The 17,735-nt window shown below is 68.7% G+C and carries 18 protein-coding genes; 11 read left to right on the top strand and 7 right to left on the bottom strand.

Annotation, left to right across the window (positions count from 1 at the left end):
* The first annotated feature begins 78 nt into the window (after positions 1–78).
* The 4 genes from glyA (at position 79) to AC2IR1_RS06770 (ending at position 3,895) form a co-directional block, all read left to right on the top strand.
* Positions 79–1,362: a serine hydroxymethyltransferase gene (glyA, locus tag AC2IR1_RS06785; RefSeq protein ID WP_486475527.1), complete on the top strand. Its 1,284-nt coding sequence runs from the start codon at positions 79–81 to the stop codon at positions 1,360–1,362.
* An 87-nt stretch (positions 1,363–1,449) separates the two neighbouring features.
* Entirely contained in the window at positions 1,450–2,388 is a 939-nt protein-coding gene (locus AC2IR1_RS06780) for a bifunctional riboflavin kinase/FAD synthetase (RefSeq protein WP_486475526.1), read from the top strand.
* Entirely contained in the window at positions 2,385–2,855 is a 471-nt protein-coding gene (locus tag AC2IR1_RS06775; protein ID WP_486475525.1) for a YcgN family cysteine cluster protein, read from the top strand. Before AC2IR1_RS06780 ends, AC2IR1_RS06775 begins: the two co-directional genes overlap by 4 nt.
* Positions 2,855–3,895 carry a threonine aldolase family protein gene (locus AC2IR1_RS06770; RefSeq protein WP_486475524.1) on the top strand — a complete coding sequence of 347 codons (1,041 nt, stop codon included), beginning with the start codon at positions 2,855–2,857 and terminating at the stop codon, positions 3,893–3,895. Before AC2IR1_RS06775 ends, AC2IR1_RS06770 begins: the two co-directional genes overlap by 1 nt.
* A 175-nt stretch (positions 3,896–4,070) precedes the next feature.
* Here the strand turns inward: AC2IR1_RS06770 and AC2IR1_RS06765 are convergent, their stop codons facing one another.
* Both AC2IR1_RS06765 and AC2IR1_RS06760 read right to left on the bottom strand, forming a co-directional pair.
* Positions 4,071–4,916: an alpha/beta fold hydrolase gene (locus AC2IR1_RS06765; protein ID WP_486475523.1), complete on the bottom strand. Its 846-nt coding sequence runs from the start codon at positions 4,914–4,916 to the stop codon at positions 4,071–4,073.
* 3 nt (positions 4,917–4,919) lie between these two features.
* Entirely contained in the window at positions 4,920–5,522 is a 603-nt protein-coding gene (locus AC2IR1_RS06760; RefSeq protein ID WP_486475522.1) for a DsbA family protein, read from the bottom strand.
* A gap of 119 nt (positions 5,523–5,641) precedes the next feature.
* Here AC2IR1_RS06760 and AC2IR1_RS06755 point away from each other — a divergent pair, with 119 nt between their 5' ends.
* The gene (locus AC2IR1_RS06755; RefSeq protein ID WP_486475521.1) at positions 5,642–6,658 is read left to right on the top strand and encodes a ribose-phosphate pyrophosphokinase; all 1,017 of its coding nucleotides are present in this window, start codon (positions 5,642–5,644) and stop codon (positions 6,656–6,658) included.
* 522 nt (positions 6,659–7,180) lie between these two features.
* On the opposite strand, the gene AC2IR1_RS06750 is transcribed toward AC2IR1_RS06755, so the two are convergent.
* Positions 7,181–7,648 (bottom strand): nucleoside deaminase, encoded by a 468-nt coding sequence (locus tag AC2IR1_RS06750; RefSeq protein ID WP_486475520.1) that lies wholly within the window; start codon positions 7,646–7,648, stop codon positions 7,181–7,183.
* 149 nt (positions 7,649–7,797) lie between these two features.
* Between AC2IR1_RS06750 and AC2IR1_RS06745 the strand changes: the two genes are divergently transcribed.
* From AC2IR1_RS06745 to AC2IR1_RS06725, 5 genes are all read left to right on the top strand, one after another.
* Positions 7,798–9,519, top strand: a complete 1,722-nt coding sequence (locus AC2IR1_RS06745; protein WP_486475519.1) for a pseudouridine synthase — start codon at positions 7,798–7,800, stop codon at positions 9,517–9,519.
* Positions 9,520–9,944: 425 nt separating this feature from the next.
* On the top strand, positions 9,945–10,163 hold the full coding sequence (locus tag AC2IR1_RS06740; RefSeq protein WP_486475518.1) for a hypothetical protein: 219 nt from the start codon (positions 9,945–9,947) through the stop codon (positions 10,161–10,163).
* Positions 10,160–11,233 (top strand): 5-bromo-4-chloroindolyl phosphate hydrolysis family protein, encoded by a 1,074-nt coding sequence (locus tag AC2IR1_RS06735; RefSeq protein WP_486475517.1) that lies wholly within the window; start codon positions 10,160–10,162, stop codon positions 11,231–11,233. Before AC2IR1_RS06740 ends, AC2IR1_RS06735 begins: the two co-directional genes overlap by 4 nt.
* A gap of 3 nt (positions 11,234–11,236) precedes the next feature.
* Positions 11,237–12,487: a toxic anion resistance protein gene (locus tag AC2IR1_RS06730; RefSeq protein ID WP_486475516.1), complete on the top strand. Its 1,251-nt coding sequence runs from the start codon at positions 11,237–11,239 to the stop codon at positions 12,485–12,487.
* A 216-nt stretch (positions 12,488–12,703) separates the two neighbouring features.
* Positions 12,704–13,768, top strand: a complete 1,065-nt coding sequence (locus AC2IR1_RS06725) for a DUF2927 domain-containing protein (RefSeq protein ID WP_486475515.1) — start codon at positions 12,704–12,706, stop codon at positions 13,766–13,768.
* A 45-nt stretch (positions 13,769–13,813) separates the two neighbouring features.
* Here the strand turns inward: AC2IR1_RS06725 and AC2IR1_RS06720 are convergent, their stop codons facing one another.
* Positions 13,814–14,221 carry a hypothetical protein gene (locus AC2IR1_RS06720; RefSeq protein WP_486475514.1) on the bottom strand — a complete coding sequence of 136 codons (408 nt, stop codon included), beginning with the start codon at positions 14,219–14,221 and terminating at the stop codon, positions 13,814–13,816.
* A 198-nt stretch (positions 14,222–14,419) separates the two neighbouring features.
* On the opposite strand from AC2IR1_RS06720, the gene dtd reads away from it, so the two are divergent.
* Positions 14,420–14,857, top strand: coding sequence for a D-aminoacyl-tRNA deacylase (gene dtd, locus AC2IR1_RS06715; protein ID WP_486475513.1), 438 nt, complete (start codon positions 14,420–14,422; stop codon positions 14,855–14,857).
* Between the two features lie 243 nt (positions 14,858–15,100).
* Here the strand turns inward: dtd and urtE are convergent, their stop codons facing one another.
* From urtE to urtC, 3 genes are read right to left on the bottom strand one after another with little or no spacing between them, the layout of a single operon-like run.
* The gene (urtE, locus tag AC2IR1_RS06710; protein ID WP_486475512.1) at positions 15,101–15,796 is read right to left on the bottom strand and encodes an urea ABC transporter ATP-binding subunit UrtE; all 696 of its coding nucleotides are present in this window, start codon (positions 15,794–15,796) and stop codon (positions 15,101–15,103) included.
* Between the two features lies 1 nt (position 15,797).
* Positions 15,798–16,538 carry an urea ABC transporter ATP-binding protein UrtD gene (gene urtD, locus AC2IR1_RS06705; RefSeq protein ID WP_486475511.1) on the bottom strand — a complete coding sequence of 247 codons (741 nt, stop codon included), beginning with the start codon at positions 16,536–16,538 and terminating at the stop codon, positions 15,798–15,800.
* Complete coding sequence (urtC, locus tag AC2IR1_RS06700) at positions 16,535–17,713, bottom strand: urea ABC transporter permease subunit UrtC (protein ID WP_486475510.1); 1,179 nt, start codon at positions 17,711–17,713, stop codon at positions 16,535–16,537. Before urtC ends, urtD begins: the two co-directional genes overlap by 4 nt.
* Positions 17,714–17,735 lie beyond the last annotated feature (22 nt).

The following is a 17,735-nucleotide window of genomic DNA, read 5'->3' as shown; positions in this document are numbered from 1 at the left end:
AAACGCCGATTTGTCCCCTTCCTTGCCCCTGCGCAAGCCTGTAGGAAGCGGCCAATCGCAGCCTTCAGGAGTGACGCCATGACCGACACCGGCTTTTTCACCCAGACCCTTTCCGACCGCGACCCCGAGATCTTCGGCGCGATCACCAAGGAACTGGGTCGCCAGCGCAACGAGATCGAACTGATCGCATCCGAGAACATCGTCTCGCTGGCGGTCCTGCAGGCGCAGGGTTCGGTCATGACCAACAAGTACGCCGAAGGCTACCCGGGCAAGCGCTACTACGGCGGCTGCCAGTACGTCGACATCGCCGAGCAACTGGCGATCGACCGCGCGAAGGAGCTGTTCGGTTGCGAATACGCCAACGTGCAGCCCAACTCCGGCAGCCAGATGAACCAGGCCGTCTTCCTGGCCCTGCTGAAGCCCGGTGACACCTTCATGGGTCTCGACCTGAACTCCGGCGGTCACCTGACCCACGGTTCCCCCGTCAACATGTCGGGCAAATGGTTCAACGTCGTGTCCTACGGCGTGCGCCAGCAGGACGAGCTGCTCGACATGGAAGACATCCGCGAGAAGGCCCTGGCCCACAAGCCCAAGCTGATCGTCGCCGGCGGCACCGCCTATTCCCGCATCTGGGACTGGCAGGCCTTCCGCGACATCGCGGATGAGGTCGGCGCCTACCTGATGGTCGACATGGCCCATATCGCGGGCCTGGTGGCCGGCGGCGTGCACCCCTCCCCCATCGGCATCGCCGACGTGGTCACCACCACCACCCACAAGTCCCTGCGCGGGCCCCGTGGCGGCATGGTCCTGACCAACGACGCCGATATCGCCAAGAAGATCAACTCCGCCGTCTTCCCCGGCCTGCAGGGTGGCCCGCTGATGCATGTCATCGCCGGCAAGGCCGTGGCCTTCGGTGAAGCGCTGGATCCCTCGTTCAAGGACTACGCCGCACAGGTCGTGAAGAACGCCCAGGCCATGGCCGACCAGCTGATGAAGGGCGGGATCAACATCGTCTCCGGCGGCACCGACAACCACCTGTGCCTGGCCGACCTGCGCCCCAAGAGCGTGACCGGCAAGGCCGCCGAGGCCGCCCTGGGCCGCGCCAACATCACCTGCAACAAGAACGGCGTGCCCTTCGACCCCGAAAAGCCCTTCGTGACCTCGGGCATCCGCCTGGGCGCACCGGCCGGCACCACCCGCGGCTTCAAGGAAGCCGAGTTCCGCCAGATCGCCGACTGGATCGTCGAAGTGGTCGACGGGCTGGCCGCCAATGGTGAAGAGGGCAACGCCGAGGTCGAGGCCAAGGTGAAGGCGGAAGTCGAGGCGCTTTGCGCGAACTTCCCGCTTTACCCCGAAATGTAAGACGACGGCCGGGGGCGCGGTGATCCGCGCCCCTTGCCTCCCCCCGGCAAGGGGGATAGGGCATCTTCCATGACCAAGGCAGGGCCCATGAGAACCGTCCGCGATTACCAGTTCACCTCTGATGCCGACCGTGGCGCCGTCGCCGCCATCGGCAATTTCGACGGGGTCCACCTGGGCCACCAGGCGGTGATCGACATCGCCCGCGCCGAGGCCGAACGCCTGGGCGCCCCCCTGGGTGTCATGACCTTCGAACCGCATCCGCGACAGGTCTTTGCCCCCGATGCACCGCCCTTCCGCCTGACCAATGCCGCCGCCAAGGCGCACCGTCTGGAAAAGCTGGGCGTTGACGTGCTTTACGAACTGAACTTCAACCATGGGCTGTCTTCGCTGACCCCCGCCGATTTCGTCGAGCGGGTGATCGTGAAGGGCCTGGGTCTGCGCCACGTCGTCGTCGGCGCGGATTTCCACTTTGGCGCCAAACGTGCCGGAAATGTTGAGGATCTGAAAAAATTCGGAGAAATTCACGGTTTCGGCGTCTCCGTTGCGCAGCTTATTGAAACCGACAATCGCGAGATTTCCTCTACTGAGATCCGCCTGGCCCTGGCCGAGGGCCGCCCGAGGGATGCCGCGGCCATGCTGGGTCACTGGCACCGCATCGAGGGCGTCGTGATCCGTGGCGACCAGCGCGGGCGCGACCTGGGCTTCCCCACCGCCAACATGGCGCTGACCGGGCTGCACCGCCCGCGCTTCGGCGTCTATGCCGTGCTGGTGGACGTGCTGGAGGGCCCGCACAAGGGCAAGTACCACGGCGCCGCCAACCTGGGCCTGCGCCCGATGTTCGACGGCGAGGAACCGAACCTGGAAAGCTTCCTCTTCGACTTCCGCGGCGATCTTTACGGCTGCGACCTCTCCGTCGCGCTGGTGGAGTTCCTGCGCCCCGAGCTGAAGTTCGACGGGCTGCAGGCGCTGATCGACAAGATGGACGAGGATTGCGCCCGCGCCCGCGAGATCCTGGAGAGCCTATGACCGAGGCGATCGACCGCAGCGGCCTGCGCCCGCGCTACTGGGAAACCGTGCCGCTGAAGAAGATGACGCAGCGCGAGTGGGAAGCGCTTTGCGACGGCTGCGGCAAGTGCTGCCTGAACAAGCTGGAGGACGAGGAGACGGGCGAGGTCGCGCTGACCCGCGTCGCCTGCCGCCTGCTGGACGGCGAAAGCTGCCTGTGTTCGCAGTACGAGATCCGGCACCAGTTCGTGCCGGAATGCATCACGCTGCGCCCGTCCAACCTGGAAAGTCACCTCTACTGGATGCCGCAGACCTGTGCCTACAAGCTGCTGCACGAGGGGGAGCCGCTGCACGAGTGGCATCCACTGATCACCGGCGACCCCGAAAGCGTGCACCGCGCCGGCGTCTCGGTCCAGGGGATCACCGTGCCGGAGTTCGAGGTGTCGGACGACGAATGGGAGGATCACATCATAGAGGAGCCGCTCTGATGTATTTCGCATCTGACAACGCGGGCCCCGCGCATCCCTCCATCCTGGAGGCCGTGGTTCGTGCAAATGAAGGTTTCGCAATGCCTTACGGCAATGACGAGATCATGGACGAGGTGCGTCAGACGCTGCGCGACCTCTTTGAGGCGCCCGAGGCCGCCGTCTACCTGGTTGCCACCGGCACCGCCGCGAATTCGCTGGCGCTGGCCACGATGACCGAGCCGTTCCAGCAGGTCTTCTGCTCCCCCGTGGCGCATGTGAACGAGGACGAGTGCAACGCGCCCGAGTTCTACATGGGCGCCGCCCGGCTGCGCGCCGTGGGCGTGGGCGACAAGATCGACCCCCGCACACTGGCCCATGCCATGGGCGACAGCCCCCGGGTGTCGGTGCACAATGCCCAGCCCGGGCCCCTGACCATCACCCAGGCGACCGAGAAGGGCCGGATCTACTCCGTCGAGGAGATCCGCACCCTGACGGAAATCGCCGCGCGGGCCGGTCAGAAGACCCACATGGACGGCGCCCGCTTCGCCAATGCCCTGGCCGCGATGAACTGCACCCCGGCCGAGATGACCTGGCGCGCCGGTGTCGACGCCCTGTCCTTCGGCGGCACCAAGAACGGCTGCATGGGGGTCGAGGCGGTGATCTTCTTCGATCCCGAGCTGGCCTGGGAATTCGAGCTGCGGCGCAAGCGCGGCGCGCATCTCTTCTCCAAGCACCGCTACCTGTCGGCACAGATGCAGGCCTACCTGAAGGACGGGCTGTGGCTGCAGATGGCGCGGATGGCCAATGCCAACATGGCGCGGCTGTCTGCCGGTCTGCGCGATCTGGGCGCGGAGTTCCTGCAGGAGCCGCAGGCCAACATCCTGTTTGCCGCCCTGCCCCGCGCAGTGCACCGCCGCCTGCACGAGGCCGGTGCGCGCTATTACCTGAAGGGCGAGGTGTCGGGCGACGGCGATGAGCCTCTCATGGCGCGTTTCGTCTGCGACTGGTCCCTGCCCGAGGCGGAGATCGACCGTTTCATCCAGATCGCGAAGGGCGCCTGAGCGCCACTGGGTGCCGGACGGCCAAATTCGCAAGGAAGTGAAATCGCTTGCCCCGCGTTTCTGAAGTAAACGCGGGGTTTCGCTTTTCCGCCCCCTGCGGCCGATTATCAGGAAAGTGAAAGCGCTTGCACGGCAAAGCTGCGGCAATGCCGCAACCGGACCGCGCAAAGGGGCGTCAGCCCGGGATTTCCCGGCCAAGCGGCACCGCGTCCCACAGGAAATCCGCCACCAGGGCTGCCACCTCTGCCGCATGGGTCAACGGGCCCATGTGGGCGGCACCGGGCAGCACCTCGCGCCGGGCGCGGGGCATCTCGATCCGCAGGGCGTCGTTGATGCGGTGGACATAGACCGGGCTTTCGGCGCCTTCCATCAGCATCACCGGCACCGTCAGCGCGGCCAGCCGCCCCTGCCCCAGCATGCCGGCTGGATCGCCGTAGTTGGTATCCCGGATGGCATGGATCAGGGGGATGCGGCGGCGGAAACTCTCACGCTGTGCCTGCGGCAGATCCGCCCAGGGACGGCCATCGCCCCAGACCCGCAGAAAGGCCCGGGTCGCCCCCTCCAGGTCCCCCGCGGCCCAGGCCCGGGCATAATCGCCCAGCTCGCTGTCATGGCGCGCCTCCAGCTCCGGGAAGGCACGGAAGGCGGCGGTGAAGAAGACCGGCTCGTAGAGGGTGAGGGAGCGCACAAGGTCGGGCCGGTCGACGGCCAGCCGCAGCGCCACGGTGGCGCCGAAGGAATGGCCCAGCAGGTCCACCGGGCCGCCGCCCCAGTCCTCCACCACCGCTTCCGCCATGGCGCGCGCCTGTTCCTGGAAACTTCGGGCCGGGTCCCAGTCGGCGCTGCCGCCATGGCCCGGCAGGTCGAAGGCCCGCATCTGCGCCTCGCCCTCCAGCGCGGCGGCCACCCCGCCCCAGGCGCCGGAATGGGCCAGCGACGGGTGGATCATCAGCAGCTTGCGCCCCGAAGCGCCCCAGCTGCGCAGCCCGATGGGCGCCCCCCCTGCATCCGTCAGTGCCATGGCTCAGAGCCGCCCGTCGAGATAGGCATCGAGGTCTTCCAGCCGGTCCTGGCCCCAGAACCGCTCCTGCCCGTCGACCACGTAGAAGGGTGCGCCGAAGACCCCGGCGGCCACCGCCTCGTCGGTGTTGCGGATATAGAGCTCCGCCCCGGTGAGCAGTCCGCTGTCGGCGATCGAGGGGTCGAAACCGGCAGCCGAGAGAGCCTCCCGGATGACCTCGTCCTGCGCGATGTCCTTCTCCTCGGCCCAGCAGGCGCGCAACAGAAGCCGCACCAGCAGACCGGTGTCGCCGCCCCCCGCGCGGTCGGCGGCGATGATCGCATAGCTGGCGGGGGCGGGATTCGTCGGGAAATGCGCGGGATGGATATTGAGCGCCATCCCGGTCTTCACCTTCGCGCGACGCAGCTCCTGCAGGCGATATTCCTGGCGGGCCGGCGGACGCTCCGACAGGGGAAGCCCGCCACTGCGCGGCAGAAGGTTAAAGAAATCAATGGGTTTGTAGCGGATCTCTGCACCGTGGGCGGCGGCGATCCGTTCCAGCCCGTCATCCGCCAGGTAGGTCCAGGGCGAAATCGGCATGAAGTAGTAGTCTATGATGCGGCGCATGTGGTGGTTCCCCCGGCCCTCCTCGTTTGGCAAGACGTTAGCGGGGTGCTAAGGCGTGCACAACGTCACGAATCTGTCATTCCGACCCCCTTGCGGGCCTGCTGCCTCCGGAGACATCCATGCCGAATATCATCGAACCCAAGCTGATCGCGGGCAATGCCAACATGCCGCTCGCGACCGCCATTGCACGACGCATGTCGATGCATCGCGGCATGAACGTCGGCCTGGTCGACGCCCGCGTCGAACGCTTCAACGACGGCGAGATCTTCGTCGAGGTCTTCGAGAACGTCCGCGGCGAGGACATGTTCGTCATCCAGTCGACGTCGAACCCGGCGAACGACAACCTGATGGAACTGCTGATCATGACCGATGCGCTGCGCCGCTCCTCGGCCAGCCGCATCACCGCCGTGATCCCCTACTTCGGCTATGCCCGCCAGGACCGCCGCACCAAGGCCCGCACGCCGATCAGCGCGAAACTGGTCGCCAACATGCTGGTCGAAGCCGGCGTCGAACGGGTCCTGACGATGGACCTGCACGCGGCGCAGATCCAGGGCTTCTTCGACATTCCCGTCGACAACCTCTATGCCTCGCCCATCTTTGCCCTTGATCTGAAACAGCAATTCAAGGACCGGATGGAAGACATCATGGTCGTCTCCCCCGACGTGGGCGGCGTGGCCCGCGCGCGGGAACTGGCCAAGCGGATCAACGCGCCGCTTTCGATCGTCGACAAGCGCCGCGAAAAGCCCGGTGAAGTGGCCGAGATGACGGTCATCGGCAACGTGAAGGACAAGATCTGCGTCATCGTCGACGACATGTGCGACACCGCCGGTACGCTGTGCAAGGCCGCCCAGCTGCTGATGGACAACGGCGCAACCGAGGTGCACGCCTATGTCTCCCACGGGGTGCTCTCGGGCCCGGCGGTCGAGCGGATATCCAACTCGGTCATGAAGAACCTGGTGATCACCGACTCCATCGCCGCCACCGGCCCGGTGCAGGCCTGCGAACAGATCCGCATCCTGCCGACCGCGCCGATGTTCGCCCAGGCGATCCTGAACATCTGGAACGGCACCTCCGTCTCCTCGCTCTTCGAGCAGGGCACGCTGGAACCGATCTACGAAGGCTTCTTCCGCGGCTGATCGGAAAGGTCGGGTCAGGCGGGGCGAAGGCGGGGTTAACCCCGCCCTACGGCACCGGACCCGACGTCGGTATTGCGCTGCAGCGTAAAGGGCTCCGAAACCTTGTTTAACAGGGCTTCGGGGCCCTTTTTGCAACGTCGGTATCACGTCGGTATTGCGTCGGTATCGCGGCGGTGCAGAAACGCCGTGGATGGCGAAGGTTAACGCGGCGAACGCTCTCAGCCCGCGCGCCTCCGGCGTCCTCCCGTGGCCAGGCGGTGCACCGGCTGCCCCGTCCTGCCCCAAGGTGAGTATTTGGGGCGGATTGAAACCGGCAGGACGGTTCCCGGAGAGGCGGCCTCCTTTTGCTGCCCGGGCGTGCCACACCGGTCGGAGAGACCCCGGCCCCCTCTTGAGCGCCGCCCCCCCCTTGTTCAATCCGCCGAAAATACTCTGGGGGGTGAATGGCGCCGCAGGCGACAGAGGGGGGCAAGGCCCCCCTTCCCTTTTGCCGCGAGCCCCTGCCCCCTAGCCCCCTGCCCCCTACCCCCGGCGGGCAGCGAAGAAATCCTTCAGCAGCGCTTCCGCTTCGGTCGCGGCGATGCCGTCGATCACCTCGGGCACGTGGTGGGCCTGGGGGTGGGCGAAGATGCGCGGCCCCTGGGCCACGCCGCCCGACTTCGGATCGCCCGCGCCGTAGACCAGCCGGGCGATGCGCGCGGCGGAGATCGCGGCGGCGCAGAAGGGACAGGGTTCCAGCGTGACGTAGAGCACATGCCCCGGCAGCCGTTCGGAGCCGGCGGCCGCGCAGGCGGCGCGGATGGCCAGGACCTCCGCATGGGCGGTGGGGTCCGACAGTTCCCGCGTGCGGTTGCCCGCCCGGGCCACGATGCGGCCCGAGGGGTCGGCGATCACCGCGCCCACCGGCACTTCGCCACGCGCGGCCGCCGCCCGCGCCTCGGCCAGGGCGGCGTCCATGTGGGAGGTGAAAGGGGGTTGTTCGGCACGCATAGCTTCTCTCTGCCCTGCGATGACCGCTTCCGCAAGCGCCCAAGCTGCGCTACAGGGGCGCCATGAGTCCCCGTGATCCCAAACGCCCCGCCTCCCCCAAACGTCTGCGCCGCCCTGCATCGGCCGCGCCGGCGAAGCCTTCTGTTGCCGTGGAGACCCCGACGGGCAGCGACCGGATCGCCAAGGTGATGGCGCGTGCGGGCCTGGCCAGCCGGCGGGATGCGGAGAAGATGATCCTGGAGGGCCGCGTGGCGGTCAACGGCCAGGTGATCGACAGCCCGGCGCTGAACGTCACCGCCGCCGACCGGATCACCGTCGATGGCCAGCCCCTGGGCGAGGCGGAGCCGCCGCGTGTCTGGCTCTACCACAAGCCGGCGGGCCTGGTGACCACGGCGAAGGACGAACAGGGCCGCGAGACGGTTTTCGACACCATGCCGGAGGACATGCCCCGGGTGATGAGCGTCGGGCGGCTCGACCTCAACTCCGAAGGGTTGCTGCTGCTGACCAACGATGGGGAGCTGAAGCGCAAGCTGGAGCTGCCGGACACCGGCTGGGTGCGCAAGTACCGGGTGCGGGTGAAGGGCGAACCCTACGAGGACATGCTGACGCCCCTGCGCGAGGGCGTGGTGGTGGACCAGGAGCGGTTCCAGCCGATGTCGGTGTCGCTGGACCGCCAGCAGGGCGCCAACGCCTGGCTGACCGTGGGCCTGCGCGAGGGCAAGAACCGCGAGATCCGTCGCGCGATGGAAAGCATCGGCCTGGTGGTGAACCGGCTGATCCGCGTCAGCTATGGCCCCTTCCAGCTGGGCGATCTGGAGCCGGGCGAGGTGCAGGAACTGCGCCCGCGCGTGCTGCGCGAACAGCTGGGCCTGGAAGACGCCGGGCCGCGCCCGCAGCGCCTGCCGCGCCGTGGCAAGGGCGCGCCCGCGGGCCGGTCCACGCCGGGCCAGGCGGCCTCCGGCCGGGCCGCAGGCGGTCCCGAGACGACCGAGATCCGCAGCGGGCGCAAGCCCCATGCGCGCGGGTCCGGCAAGGGCCCGGGCAAGGGGGCCGGTCCGATCCGGTCCAAGCAGTACTTCCGCCCCGGCGAGACCACGACAGAGGCCCCGCGCGACAGCTACGGGGACCGCCCCGCACGCGGTGGCGACCGTGGCCCGCGCAAGAGCTTTGGTGACCGGCCGGAGCGTGATGGGGACCGGGGTCCGCGCAAGAGCTTTGGTGGCAAGCCGGAGCGCGATGGGGATCGTGGCCCGCGCAAGAGCTTTGGTGGCAAGCCGGAGCGTGATGGCGACCGTGGGCCTCGCAAGAGCTTTGGCGGCAAGCCGGAGCGTGACGGCGACCGGGGTCCGCGCAAGAGCTTTGGTGGCAAGCCGGAGCGCGATGGGGATCGTGGCCCGCGCAAGAGCTTTGGTGGCAAGCCGGAGCGCGATGGGGATCGTGGCCCGCGCAAGAGTTTTGGCGGCAAGCCGGAGCGTGATGGGGATCGTGGGCCTCGCAAGAGCTTTGGCGGCAAGCCGGAGCGTGACGGCGACCGTGGCCCGCGCAAGAGCTTTGGCGGCAAGCCGGAGCGTGACGGCGACCGGGGTCCGCGCAAGAGCTTTGGCGACCGGCCGGAGCGTGATGGGGATCGCGGCCCGCGCAAGAGCTTTGGCGGCAGGCCGGAGCGTGATGGCAACCGTGGGCCTCGCAAGAGCTTTGGCGGCAAGCCGGAGCGTGACGGCGACCGGGGTCCGCGCAAGAGCTTTGGTGGCAGGCCGGAGCGTGATGGGGATCGGGGTCCGCGCAAGAGCTTTGGTGGCAAACCGGAGCGCGGGGGTGATCGGCCCCGGGGTGGGACGAAGGATGGCAAGCCGCCTCGCGGCAAGCGGTAGTGCTGCCCCCGCGCGGGCGCCCCGCGTGACAGTTTCCTGACAATCGCATGACAGCGCCGGCCTGGGGTTCCCTCGCCGGCGCCTTGCGTTCTAGCATCCGGGGTCCCGCCCTCAAGCCTACCTGCAAGACGACCCCGGGCAGCCCGCCTGGCCGCGCCCGGCACGCCCCGATCCTCGCCTGATCCCCGCCTCAATCTCCGGAGCCGCCATGCCTGCCCTCTCTCCTGTCCCCCGTCCGGGCCGCCTTCCCGCCCAGCAGGCGACGGGCCTCGGAACAGGTACAGGTGACGTCACTTCGCGTCGTTTTTCCGGGCCTGTGGCGGGGCTGCCTCTGGTCCCGGCCCCGTGCGGGCCCTACATCCTGCACAGGACCGGAGTGGACAGGATCGGCGCCCGGCGCCGTGAGAGCAGGAAAAAGGGGTGCCATGGCCCGGCTTGTCATCATCTTCATGCTGCTGGGTGCCGTGGCGCTGGTGTCCGTCCTGGCGTTGGCGGCACTGGGCGGGGCGGCGGATCGCGATACCGGATCCAGGCGGAACACCCGCCCGCGCGGAATCGGGGCGACGCCGCTGCGGGGGCTGGCCTTTGCCCTGCTCTGGCTGCTGATGGCGGGGCTAGCAAGCGGGCTGATCGGCAGCCCATGACCGGACCCGCGCAGGACAGGACGAACGGATCGGACGCCGGGTCGAATGCCGGGTCAGGTACCAGGACGGGGGCGCAGCCGGATGGCCGGGCGCCGGTGGCGCGGATCAACCTGCTGTTCCTGCCGGCGGGCCTTCTGGCGCTGACCGCGCTCTTCCAGGGGGTGGCGGGACTGGCGCTTGGCCTGGGTGGCGCCGCCTGCTGGGCCGGGGGCGCGCGGATGATGCAGCAGCCCGGCGGCAAACCCCTGGCACGCGCCCTGGTGCCACCGCTGGCCAGCGGCGCAGGCGCCACCCTGGCTGCTGCCGCCCATGGCAGCACAGGTGGCGCGGCGCTGCTCTACGGGCTGGTGGCGCTGGCCCTGCATGCCACGGCCTTTGGCAGCGACGCGGATCTGCGCACGCTCCTGCAGCGGATGCGCGCGCAGGCCCCAACACCGCAGGGCACCCCGGGCGCCCCCGCCACGCCGGAGCCGGAAACCTTCGAGAGCCTGCGCCGCGCCCGGCTGACCCGCCGGGCCGAGGCGGAACTGGCCGCCATGGCCGCCGCCGCCCCCCGCCACGACCCGGAGATCACCCAGGCGCTGGAGGAGGTCGCCGCCGCCGCCCGTGCCATGATCCGCGCCCTGGAACAGGACAGCGCCCCCACGGCGGAGCTGACCGCCGCACGCCGCTACCTTGGCGTCTACCTGTCCGGCACCCGCGAAGCGACGGAGAGCTACTCCCGCCTTTACGGCCCCGCCACCGGCCCCACCACTGGCCCCACCAAAGGCCCCGGGGCGCCCTCCCAGCGCGGGGCCTACCTGGCGCTGCTGCGGGAGTTGGCACAGAGCCTGCGCCGCGCCACCGAAGAGATGTTACAGACCCGTGCGCTGGATATGACCGTGGAGATCGACGTGCTGCGCGATCGCCTGGCCCGGGAGGGGCTGCAGGCCGGAACAACGACCCCGGCACACCCGCCCGAACAGCGGGCCACCCCGCAGGGGCCAGGGGAGCCGGGGAAACCACGAAAGCAACAGGGGCCGCGAGAGCCCCGCCCCGAGGGGCCCGCGCAACAGAAGGAGGAGAGCTGACAGATGTCGGAGACCAATCGCAACAGGCCCGCCCTCGACAAGGCCATCCGCAGCAAGGCAGAAAGCTCCCACCAGCTGGTGGAGGAAGTCGCGGCGCTGGAGCTGCCGGAGCCCTCCCCGGCTGAGACCAGCGTCACTCTCGACGAGGTCAGCGATGACTACGCGGACCAGATCCTGACCCGCATGGCGGAACTGGACCTGGCCGATACGGCGACGATCCTGGGCTTCGGCGCCCGTGCCCAGGTGCAGCTGCAGGAGGTCAGCCGCACCATGCTGCGCGACGTGAAGAACCGCGACCTGGGCCCGGCGGGGGACAAGCTGCGGGAGATGGTGACGGTGATCGGCGGCTTTGCCCCCGAGGGCGACGCCCTGCGCCGGGACCGCAGCCTGTGGGAAAAGGTCACCGGCCGTGCCGCCCCCATCGCCCGTTTCACCGCCCGCTACCAGGAGGTACAGGCCCAGATCGACCGGATCACCGATGACCTGCTGGCCCATGAACACCGCCTGCTGACAGATATCCGCGCGCTGGACCTGCTTTATGAAAAGACGCTGGATTACTATGACGAGCTGGCGCTTTACATCACCGCCGGGCAGGAACGGCTGAAACGGATCGCGGCGCGCGAGCTGCCGGCGCTGGAGGCCGCCTTCGACACCGCCCGGACCGCCGATGCGGAGGGCGCCGCCCCGAAGGAGGCCCAGGCGCTGCGCGACCTCGGCGCTGCGCGCGACGACCTGGAACGCCGGGTGCACGATCTGCGGCTGACCCGGCAGGTGGTCATGCAGGCCCTGCCCTCGATCCGGCTGGTGCAGGAGAACAACAAGGCGCTGGTCAGCCGGATTTCCGCCACGCTGGTCAATACCGTGCCGCTGTGGGAAACCCAGCTGGCCCAGGCCCTGACCCTGCAGCGCGCGGCCGAGGCCGCCGGCGCCCTGCGCGCCGCCAACGACCTGACCAACGAGATGCTGCGCGGCAATGCCGCCCGGCTGAAGCAGTCCAACGCCGCCATCCGCACCGAGATGGAGCGCGGCATCTTCGACATCGACGCCGTGCGCGAAGCCAACGAGAGCCTGGTGTCCACCATAGAGGAGAGCCTGGCCCTGACCCGCGCCGGGCGGGAGCGCCGCACCCGTGCCGAGGCGGAGCTGGCCCGCATGGCCGAGGCGCTGGAACAGCGGCTGACCGATCTGCAGGTGTCCGAAGGGGCCCCTGAGCGGGGCACGGGGAGAGGAACCGGCGAAACCCCGCGCAGTTGACCCGGGCCACGGCCCGGCACCGATGCCTGTGCCCGCGCGCGATGGCATAGTGCATTGGGCCAATATCGCGGCAGGCCCCGGTTAGAAACGGGTCGCAGACGTCCGGTCGGGGCGACCTTGAAAGCCGATCCGGGCTGGGGGCGACTTTCCGAAGGGCCGGATTTCACCCAGGCCCCAACCTTGAACAGACTGAACGGGACACGGGAGCGGACGAGCATGATCACAGCGCCACGACCAGCAGGGGCCAAGGCCCCGGCCCGCCAGCCCCGCGCGATGCGGCGCCCGGCCGTCGTGCCCTCCCCCGTACTGGCCCAAATGCTGGCCCAAATGCTGGTGCTTATGCTGGCGCTTTCGGGCTGCAGCCTGCTGCCCGGCAGCGCCCCCGACACCGCCCCAAGCGAGAGCCTGCGCCCGGTCCCCCGGGCCAGCGCCGCTCCGGGCCCTGCCTCGGCCCAGGCCCGGCTTCTGACCCGCCGCTACGAACGCGAGCAAAGCAGCGACCTGGCGCGCGGCCTGCTGCGCGAGGATGGCGACGCCACGGATGCCCCCTATGACGCCGCCCAGCTGGCGCAGACCTTCGAAAGGCTGGCGTTCTACGGCGAATACCGGCGCGGGGCGGGGCTGGAACCTGCCGGGAACACCCCCGACGTCCTGCTGCGCTGGCAGCGGCCCGTCCGGATCGGGCTGCAATACGGCCCGGCGCTGGACCCTGAGGAGGCCGCCCGTGACGGCGCCTTCGTGCGGGCCTATGCACAGCGGCTGGCCCGGCTGACGGGGCACCAGATCACCACCACCGAGGGGCGCGCCAACTTCCGCGTGCTGGTGATGGGCACGGACGACCGGGAGACCATGCTGGAGGCCGTGCGCCGCGCGGTGCCGCAGATCTCCGCCACCACGCTCAACACCCTGCGCACCCTGCCGCCCGAGGTGCCCTGCCTTGTCATGGGCTTCTCCTCCGGGCGCAACCCGGCGGTCTATGACACCGCCATCGCCCTGGTCCGGGCAGAACTGCCGGAGCTGACCCGCCGCGCCTGTTTCCACGAAGAGATCGCCCAGGGCCTGGGCCTGCGCAACGACAGCGACGCGGCGCGGCCCTCGATCTTCAACGATGACGGGGAGTTCGCCTTCCTCACCGCGATGGACGAGAAGATGCTGGCGATGCTCTACGATCCGCGCCTGCGCCCGGGGATGACCCTGGACGAAGCCCGCCCGATCATCGCCGAGCTCGCCCGGGAACAGATGTCCCAGGGCACCGGCTACGCGCTCTGGCAGGAGGAATGACCCGGCCCGGGGAAGGCCCGGGGCGGGCCTCAGGTCGGGATCGCATCAGGCAGCCGTGCCCAGAAGCTCGCTGATCCTGTCGGTCAGCGCATCCCGGCGGGCCTCGTATTCCAGCCCCGTCAGCGCCTCTATCGCGGCCTCCGACCTGCCGCAGGCGATCATGGCCCGCACCGCATCGGCATAGGCGTGGAAATCGTCATGCACCCAGTTCAGCTCCTCCACGAAGGGATCGCCGGGCCGCTTCTGCGCCAGCAGCGCAAGACAGCGGCCAAGGCGGCAGTTGTCGCCGTGGTGCCCGCTCTTGTCGCGTCCCGCCTTGCGGGCGCCCAGCACCAGGCCCGACCGCCGCCCCCGCCGCAGCCGCAGTGCCATTTCCAGATGCAGCGCCTGCCAGCGTCCCAGCTCCTCCCGGGCCGCTTTCAGTTCCTGCGCAAGATACCAGTCACCGATCATCACCGTCCTCCTCACATCTGAAACATGCGGTAAGGATTGGCGAGGGATGTTACCGGCATCTTGAATGAGCAGAGGTTTCGGGCGCTCCGCGATGCCCCCCGGCATCCGCCGCCCCCTGCCCTGCCAGTCCCCTGCCCGCCCCCCTCGTGTCGGCGCCGCCAATGCGCTAGGGATCGGCAAACGAAGGAGAAACGACAGATGCGGGCACTGCTGCAACGGGTCACGGGCGCGAAGGTCGAGGTCGGGGAAGAGCTGGTCGGGCGCTGCGGCGCGGGGCTGCTGATCCTGGTCTGCGCCATGCAGGGCGACGAAGAAACCAACGCGGAGAAGCTGGCGGCCAAGATCGCCAAGATCCGCATCTTCGAGGACGAGGCGGGCAAGATGAACCGCTCGATCCGCGACACCGGGGGCGAGGCCCTGGTGGTGAGCCAGTTCACCCTGGCCGCCGACACCTCGCGCGGGAACCGGCCCGGCTTTTCCACCGCCGCCGCCCCCGAGGATGGCCGCAGGCTCTACGAACATTTCGCCCGGGCGCTGGCGGCGGAAGGGATCGGGGTGGAAACCGGGCGCTTCGCGGCGGACATGCAGGTGAGCCTGACCAACGACGGGCCGATCACCATCTGGATGGAGGTCTGAACCCCCGAGCGTGGATCGCCCTGACGGGCGATGGCCTCCGGCGGGAGTATTTTCGGCGGGTTGAAGGCATGGGGGCGGTGCCTTTCCGGGCGGCGGACGTTCGAAAGGGAGAGGGTGCACGCTCTGTCTTGCGAAAGTCGGTCACCTGGCCGGGCGCCGTCCCCCCTGCTTCAATCCGCCGGAAATACTCCGGGGGGAGTCGCTCCGCAGGAGCGGCGGGGGGCAGCGCCCCCCTGCCCGGTCTCAGACGGAAACCTCGGCCATGAGTTCCTGCTTGGTCAGTTCCTCCTTGGTGCCGGAGGCGGTGACGGAGCCCCGGCGCAGGACATAGAACTTGTCCGCCAGCCCGTAGGCGAATTCGAAATACTGCTCCACCAGGATGATCGCCATGTCGCCGCGGTCGCGCAGGTATTCGATGACCCGGCCGATCTGCTGGATGATGTTGGGCTGAATGCCTTCGGTCGGTTCGTCCAGCAGCAGCAGCTTGGGCTTGGTCAGCATCGCCCGGGCGATGGCCAGCTGTTGCTGCTGCCCGCCCGAAAGGTCGCCGCCGCGCCGGTGCAGGAATTCCTTCAGGATCGGGAAGAGCTCGTAGATCTCGTCGGGGATGAAATGCTCCGACCGGGGCAGGCAGGCATAGGCGGTTTCCATGTTCTCCTGCACCGTCAGCAGCGGGAAGATCATGCGCCCCTGCGGCACGTAGCCGATGCCCTTCTGCGCCAGCATATGTGCCGGCAGGCGGCCCAGGTCCTCACCATCCAGGGCCATGGTGCCACCAGAGCGCGGGTGCGTCCCCGAGATCGCCTTCAGGAGCGAGGTCTTGCCGACCCCGTTGGTGCCCATGATGCAGGTCACGCGGCCCTGCTCGGCGGAAAGGTCGATCCCGTTCAGGATCTGGCTTTGACCGTAGTGGAGGGTCAGTCCGTTCACGTCCAGCATCTCAGCGCCCCAGGTAGACTTCGATGACCCGAGGGTCGGCGGTGACATGATCGAGCGAGCCTTCGGCCAGCACCGAACCTTCGTGCAGCACCGTCACCTTGCAATTCAGGCGCCGGACGAATTCCATGTCATGTTCCACCACCACCACGGCGCGGGTCTTGGCCAGGTTGACCAGCAGGTCGGTGGTATGTTCGCGTTCGGCCAGCGTCATCCCCGCCGCCGGTTCATCGACCAGCATCAGGCGTGGTTCCTGCGCCAGCAGCATGCCGATCTCCAGCCATTGCTTCTGGCCGTGGGACAGCTCTCCGGAGGTGCGTTGCAGCTGGTGAGCGAGCCCCACTTCCTCCGCCAGTTCTGCGACGCGGTCGCGGTCGGCCTTCGTGGGGCGGTAGAACAGGCAGGCGAAGGCGCCGCGCGGGTTTTTCAGCGCCATCAGCAGGTTGTCGAACACCGACTGGTCCTCGAACACCGTGGGGCGCTGGAACTTGCGGCCCAGGCCCGCCTGGGCGATCCTGGATTCCTTCATTTTCAGCAGGTTGCGGGACAGCTCGCCCCAGAGCACCTTGCCCTCGTCCGGCCTGGTCTTGCCGGTGACGATGTCCATGAAGGTGGTCTTGCCCGCCCCGTTCGGCCCGATGATGGCGCGCAACTCGCATTCGCCGATCTCGAAGCTGAGGTTGCGGATGGCCTTGTAGCCGTCGAAGGTGACGGAGATGCCGGAAACTTCAAGGAGTGCGCTCATTGCCCCGCCTCCTTTTCACCGCGCCGGGCCAGCAGGTCGAACAGGCCGCCGATGCCCTTGGGCGCGAAGAGCGTGACCAGCACGAACGACAGGCCCAGCAGCACCAGCCACCAGTCGACCCAGTCGACGGTGTAGAAGCCCAGCGGGACCGAGGGCACCAGCCCGCCGGTGAACCAGGTGGAGATGACGGAGACGACGGCGGCGCCGATCACCGCGCCGTAGAGCCGCCCGCGCCCGCCGATGGCGACCCAGACCGCCAGGTAGATCGAAGCGATGGGGGCCACTTCGCCCGGGTTGATGATGCCCGCCTGCGGGTAGTAGAGCGCGCCCGCGATGGCCGCGATGATCGCCGTGAAGGTGAAGATGAAGAGCTTGTAGCCTTCGACCGAGTAGCCCAGGAAGCGCACCCGCGCCTCGTCATCGCGGATGCCGCGCACCACCGAGCCGAACTTGCCCGAGACCACCCAGGCGCAGAGGACATAGCCCAGGGCCAGCGCGACGGCCGAGGCCCAGAGGAACCACAGCGACACCCAGTCCTGGCTGGCGGTGACGCCCGGCAGGTTCTGCAGGCCCGACAGCCCGTTGTTGCCGCGCAGCCCGCTTTCGTTCTGGAAGAGGTAGAGAGAGAGCGCCAGCGTCATCGCCTGGGTCAGGATCGACAGGTAGACGCCTGTCACGCGGGAGCGGAAGGCGAGCCAGCCGAAGACCAGCGCCAGCACGCCGGGCACCAGCACCACCAGCGCCAGCTGCGCCGGCAGGGAGGAGGCGAAGGCCCAGATCGCCGGGAAATCCGACGAACCGACGACGCCGAAGATCTGCGTGCCGATGGCATCGCGCACCTCGTCCGGGGTCGGCGGGATCGCCGCGTTGGCCAGGCTGTCGGCCACGATGATCTCCGTCCGGGCGTACATCAGCCACATGCCGATCATGTAGCCGCCCAGCCCGAAGAAGGCGAAATGGCCGAGGCTGAGGATACCGCAGTAGCCCCAGACGAGATCCATCGCGATGGCCACGAGGCAGAGGCAGAGCGTCTTGCCCAGCGTCTTGACGAAGGAGGTGGAGATCAGCCCGGTGCCCATGGCGTGGCTCATCAGCGTGACCGCCAGGGTGAAGACCGCCAGGCAGGCCAGGAAGATCAGGATGGAGGGATTGCGGGCGAGGAAGCTCTGTCTCATGCGGGGATCCCCCAATCGAGGC

It is taken from the genome of Pseudooceanicola sp. NS-SX8, from assembly GCF_057380755.1.
Note: the sequence above shows the minus strand (reverse complement) of the source record. Positions and strands in the feature narration are given on the sequence as shown.

Coding starts and splice junctions, on each gene's coding strand:
- glyA (WP_486475527.1), top strand. CDS start 79: ATGACCGACACCGGCTTTTTCACCCAGACCCTTTCCGACCGCGACCCC.
- AC2IR1_RS06780 (WP_486475526.1), top strand. CDS start 1,450: ATGAGAACCGTCCGCGATTACCAGTTCACCTCTGATGCCGACCGTGGC.
- AC2IR1_RS06775 (WP_486475525.1), top strand. CDS start 2,385: ATGACCGAGGCGATCGACCGCAGCGGCCTGCGCCCGCGCTACTGGGAA.
- AC2IR1_RS06770 (WP_486475524.1), top strand. CDS start 2,855: ATGTATTTCGCATCTGACAACGCGGGCCCCGCGCATCCCTCCATCCTG.
- AC2IR1_RS06765 (WP_486475523.1), bottom strand. CDS start 4,916: ATGGCACTGACGGATGCAGGGGGGGCGCCCATCGGGCTGCGCAGCTGG.
- AC2IR1_RS06760 (WP_486475522.1), bottom strand. CDS start 5,522: ATGCGCCGCATCATAGACTACTACTTCATGCCGATTTCGCCCTGGACC.
- AC2IR1_RS06755 (WP_486475521.1), top strand. CDS start 5,642: ATGCCGAATATCATCGAACCCAAGCTGATCGCGGGCAATGCCAACATG.
- AC2IR1_RS06750 (WP_486475520.1), bottom strand. CDS start 7,648: ATGCGTGCCGAACAACCCCCTTTCACCTCCCACATGGACGCCGCCCTG.
- AC2IR1_RS06740 (WP_486475518.1), top strand. CDS start 9,945: ATGGCCCGGCTTGTCATCATCTTCATGCTGCTGGGTGCCGTGGCGCTG.
- AC2IR1_RS06735 (WP_486475517.1), top strand. CDS start 10,160: ATGACCGGACCCGCGCAGGACAGGACGAACGGATCGGACGCCGGGTCG.
- AC2IR1_RS06730 (WP_486475516.1), top strand. CDS start 11,237: ATGTCGGAGACCAATCGCAACAGGCCCGCCCTCGACAAGGCCATCCGC.
- AC2IR1_RS06725 (WP_486475515.1), top strand. CDS start 12,704: ATGATCACAGCGCCACGACCAGCAGGGGCCAAGGCCCCGGCCCGCCAG.
- AC2IR1_RS06720 (WP_486475514.1), bottom strand. CDS start 14,221: ATGATCGGTGACTGGTATCTTGCGCAGGAACTGAAAGCGGCCCGGGAG.
- dtd (WP_486475513.1), top strand. CDS start 14,420: ATGCGGGCACTGCTGCAACGGGTCACGGGCGCGAAGGTCGAGGTCGGG.
- urtE (WP_486475512.1), bottom strand. CDS start 15,796: ATGCTGGACGTGAACGGACTGACCCTCCACTACGGTCAAAGCCAGATC.
- urtD (WP_486475511.1), bottom strand. CDS start 16,538: ATGAGCGCACTCCTTGAAGTTTCCGGCATCTCCGTCACCTTCGACGGC.
- urtC (WP_486475510.1), bottom strand. CDS start 17,713: ATGAGACAGAGCTTCCTCGCCCGCAATCCCTCCATCCTGATCTTCCTG.